Annotated in this window: 4 protein-coding genes and 1 other RNA gene; all 5 read left to right on the top strand. The window is 59.4% G+C overall.

Annotated features, from left to right (window positions below):
• On the top strand, positions 1–304 hold a 304-nt coding region (locus CAK78_RS09580), incomplete at its 5' end, for a transposase (protein ID WP_141214104.1).
• Positions 305–706: 402 nt separating this feature from the next.
• Entirely contained in the window at positions 707–2,143 is a 1,437-nt protein-coding gene (gene arcD / locus CAK78_RS09575) for an arginine-ornithine antiporter (RefSeq protein ID WP_094697121.1), read from the top strand.
• A 91-nt stretch (positions 2,144–2,234) separates the two neighbouring features.
• Positions 2,235–3,023 carry a sulfite exporter TauE/SafE family protein gene (locus tag CAK78_RS09570; RefSeq protein WP_094697120.1) on the top strand — a complete coding sequence of 263 codons (789 nt, stop codon included), beginning with the start codon at positions 2,235–2,237 and terminating at the stop codon, positions 3,021–3,023.
• Positions 3,024–3,125: 102 nt separating this feature from the next.
• Positions 3,126–3,222, top strand: an RNA gene (gene ffs, locus CAK78_RS09565) — signal recognition particle sRNA small type.
• Between the two features lie 86 nt (positions 3,223–3,308).
• The coding region (locus tag CAK78_RS09560) for a site-specific integrase (protein ID WP_094697119.1) at positions 3,309–4,348 on the top strand (1,040 nt) is incomplete at its 3' end.

The following is a 4,348-nucleotide window of genomic DNA, read 5'->3' as shown; positions in this document are numbered from 1 at the left end:
TGCCGCAGATAAGGCCTATAGCAGCAGGGCTCTGCGGGCAGAACTCCGGCGCAGAAAGATAAAAGCGGTTATCCCGCAACGCAGCGACCAGCAACGGCACCATAAGGGACGTCCACTGGTGTTAGACAAAGCTCGTTATCGTAGGAGAAATGTGGTCGAACGGTGCTTCGGATGGCTGAAGAAGTTTCGCCGATTCTCAACGAGGTATGAAAAGCTGGCGGGAAGTTTTGCTGCTTTTATCAAGCTGGCTTTCTGCCTTCGTTACTTACGGGAACTATTGGTGGACAGAAAACCAGCATTTTGAGAACACAGCCTAGATTCCGGCTCTCTTTTGCAGATGCCCCTGGCCCTCGGCGCAGGGGCATTTTTATTGAAACGTTTGTCAGCAAGAATAGGAGATGAGCTGCGCTGCAGGCTGCATTCTCATGCAGGTCTTATCCGCAAAAAGGGGGCTCAGGTCATGGAAAAATGTGAAATATCAACCGGTCTTTCTTAATTTGAACCAGCTCACAGGCCCCCGGGGTCAGTACTGTAAAATTGCGCGCGGTCAAGGCGGTGCATGATTGACGGTACGAGGGATTGCGGTCGGAATAGTCATGCAATATAGTTGCCGCCTTTTTCACGGGGTACGGATTTCTAGCCCCTCCCATATTGCGCGCAGTATGAATACGGACGCTCTGCCGCCGCCTAATTAAACAGGATTGAGATGGACAAGAAACTGGGGCTTGGCGCCCTCATCTCGCTGGTGATCGGCTCCATGGTCGGTGCCGGGGTCTTCAGTCTGCCGCAAAACATCGCCGCTCATGCCAGTGCCGGGGCCGTCGCTTTGGGATGGGCCATCACAGGTATCGGCATGATCTGCCTCGCGCTGGTGTATCAGAACCTCTCCATGCGTCGCCCGGATCTCGATGGCGGCATCTTCAGCTATGCCAAGGCCGGTTTCGGCGATTTCATCGGCTTCAACGCCGCCTGGGGCTACTGGCTCTGCCAGCTGCTGGCCAACGTCTCCTACGCCATCGTGGTGTTCAGTGCGCTGAGCTACTTCTTCGACACGCCGGACAAGATCATCTTCGGTGACGGCAACACCCCGGTGGCCATCACGCTCGCCTCCATCCTCATCTGGTCGGTACACGCCCTGGTGCTGCGCGGCATCCAGGTGGCGGCGCTGGTGAACATAGTCACCACCATCGCCAAGATGGTGCCCCTCATTGTCTTCTGCGTGGCCATCCTGCTCGCCTTCAACATGGAGACCTTCACCCTGGACATCTGGGGTCAGGGCACCCCTGAGCTGGGCTCCGTGATGGATCAGGTCAAGTCCACCATGAAGGTGACGCTCTGGGTCTTCATCGGCATCGAGGGGGCCGTGGTGGTCTCCGCCCGTGCCCGCCATCGCAAGGACGTGGGCCGTGCCACCGTGCTGGCGCTGTTGGGAGCCCTCGCACTCTACGTCATGGTGACCCTGTTCTCGCTGGGGGTCATGAACCAGCCGCAACTGGCGGCCCTCAAGAATCCCTCCACCGCCATGATCCTTGAAGCCGTGGTCGGCCCCTGGGGCGCCTGGCTCATCAACATCGGCCTGGTCATCTCTGTGATGGGGGCCCTGCTGAGCTGGACCGTGCTGGCGGCGGAAGTGCCCTACATCGCGGGCAAGACCGGCGTCTTCCCCGGCTGGTTCGCCAAGGAGAACAAGAACGGCTCGCCCCAGGTGTCGCTCTGGTGCTCCACCTGCCTGGTGCAGACCTTCCTCATCATCATCTACTTCCAGAGCAGCACCTATCTGGCGCTGGTCAACATCGCCACCTCGGCGGCGCTGGTGCCCTACGTCTTCTCCGGTGCCTACGGGCTGAAGCTGGCGCTGAAAGGGGAGACCTACGCAGGCCAGCCCCACCAGCGCAAGCGTGACCTCTTCCTGGCACTGGTGGCGACCGTCTACGGCTGCTGGCTGGTCTATGCCGCCGGGGTGGAGTACCTGCTGCTGGTGGCGCTGCTCTACAGCCCCGGCATCTTCATCTACTGGAAGGCGCGCCAGCACCACGGGCTGCGCGGCCTCAACCGGCTGGAGCAGGGGATGACGGCGGCCCTGCTCGGTTGCGCCGTGCTGGCCTTCTACAAGGTGATGGACGGTACCATTCCCTTGAGTTAACCTGCACAATAAAGAGATGGCCCAAGGGCCATCTCTTTTTTTATGTGCTGCTCACGCTCTGGTGCGCGGCAGAGCCTCGGAAGGAATTTTTATGCTGTTTATGGGTTATCTGCTGCTGGGGGCATTCGCCGGCATGCTGGCGGGATTGTTCGGCATCGGCGGCGGTCTCATCATAGTGCCCGTGCTGGTATTGAGTTTTCACGCCCAGGGCGTCGCCCCCGACATCATTACCCATCTGGCGCTCGGCACCTCGCTGCCCACCATGATCTTCACCGGCTTCAGCTCCCTGCGCGCTCACCGGGAGGCCGGTGCGGTGGACTGGGTGATGATCCGCCGGCTCGGCGCCGGCATGCTGATCGGGGCCTGGCTCGGCGGCATGACTGCAAATCTGCTGAGCGCCAGCACCCTCAACATCATCATCGGCTGCTTCGCCTGGACCATGGCCGTGCAGATGGGGCTCAACCTCAAGCCCAAGGCGGAGCGTCATCTACCGGGAGCGCTCGGTACCGGCATCGCCGGCACCGTCATCGGCTGGATGTCTGCACTGTTTGGCATCGGTGGCGGCTCGCTGACCGTGCCTTATCTGAGCTGGAACAGCGTGCCGATGCGCAACGCCGTGGCGGCCTCCGCCGCCTGCAGCATGCCCATCGCCCTGGCGGGCAGCCTCAGCTACCTCTACGCCGGCTGGGGCAACCCGGATCTGCCAGAGTGGAGCCTAGGGTTCATCTATCTGCCGGCGCTGCTCGGCATCGTGCTCACCAGTACCCAGTTTGCCCGGGTGGGGGCCAAACTGGCGCACCGGCTCTCTCCCCAGCGGCTCAAGCAGGCGTTCGCCCTGCTGATGCTGCTGGTGGGGGTCAAATTCATGCTGTTTAGCTGAACCCTTGGCCAGATTGTTGAAAAATAAGGCGAACGGCACGAGCAAGGGCAGAAAGCCGTTGCATTGAGGGGCTAGTTTGCCTATTCTCCTCGCCGGTGGTCCTATTGGTCCTCTCGCATTGATAACCCGTCGACCTGGTCAGGACCGGAAGGTAGCAGCCAAGGCGGGGGACTCGAGTGCCGGGATGTGGCTGGTAGGGCCACCACTTGTTTCTGCAATTCAATAAGTTAGCCTCTCTTAAAGCCCTTGGTCATCCACTTTGTGTGGACGACGAGGAGCTCATCGATGAATCTCTGGCTCAGTCCACACGGCATCTGGTATTACCGGAAAGTCACCACGCTCCCCTGTGGTCGTCGTAAAGAGATCAAAAAATCCCTGCATACCCGAGACAAGCTGACGGCCCGTGCAGCAGTTGAGAAGCTGCTTGCCTGTGTGCGTTCCAGACCGAAATCTGGCGTTGAGCCTGCTGAGGCATCAGAGACCCCACCAAATCAATCGAGCACCAAGCCGGTGGCTCGGGCGGCCAAACCGCTTGCTCCGCTCCTGTCGGTCTTGAGTGACCGCTATCTGAAAGAGAAGGCCCTCTCCTGGGCTCCCAAAGAGCGAAAGAACCAGAAAAACTATCTCGGCTCCTTTATCGAGGCACTGGGGGATCGCCCTGTGACCGGCTACAGCAAGGCTGACGTGGTCATGTTCAAGGATGGGCTACTGAACTCGGGTAAGAGTCCGGCCACCATCAACAAGTACCTCCAGAAGCTCTCCCTGCTGTTTAACTGGCTGGCTAACCATCAGGAGGGGATCGTCAATCACTTCGCTGGATTGAAGCTGCAGCGGGCCAAGGAGGTGAACTCACGAAGTGGATACACAGCGGAAGAACGTCGCAAGTTTATCGGGTGGGCTAAGCAGCAAGAGCCCCACCGTAGGTGGATTGCTCTGCTGGGTCTGTTCACCGGAGCTCGTGCCAACGAAATCTGTCAGCTCTATGCCGATGATGTGCAACAGGTTGACGGTATATGGTGCCTGAATATTCGCAATGGACGGCCAGACCAGAAACTCAAGACGGTCAACAGTGCTCGCCTAGTTCCTCTCCATAGATATCTCCTCCAGAGCGGTTTCATCGAGTTTGTGAAGGGGCGAGCAGGGGGGCGACTCTTCACCGAGCTACCTCATCGTCAGGACGGTTATAGCCACCTGTGGGGGCAGTGGTTTAGCCGCCATCGCCCCGTCGACAAGGATTTCCACAGCCTGCGGCATACCGTGGGGACAGCCCTCAAAGATCAAGGTGTGCCATTGCAGTATGCGGCGGCGATCTTGGGTCACACCAA

Origin of the sequence: Aeromonas sp. A35_P, assembly GCF_002259925.1 — a bacterium.
In the GTDB taxonomy this organism is placed as follows: domain Bacteria; phylum Pseudomonadota; class Gammaproteobacteria; order Enterobacterales; family Aeromonadaceae; genus Aeromonas; species Aeromonas dhakensis.
This window is presented reverse-complemented; position numbering and strand designations above follow the sequence as displayed.

Bases quoted from the DNA above. Each gene is read 5' to 3' on its own strand.
- arcD (WP_094697121.1), top strand. From the start codon at position 707: ATGGACAAGAAACTGGGGCTTGGCGCCCTCATCTCGCTGGTGATCGGC.
- CAK78_RS09570 (WP_094697120.1), top strand. From the start codon at position 2,235: ATGCTGTTTATGGGTTATCTGCTGCTGGGGGCATTCGCCGGCATGCTG.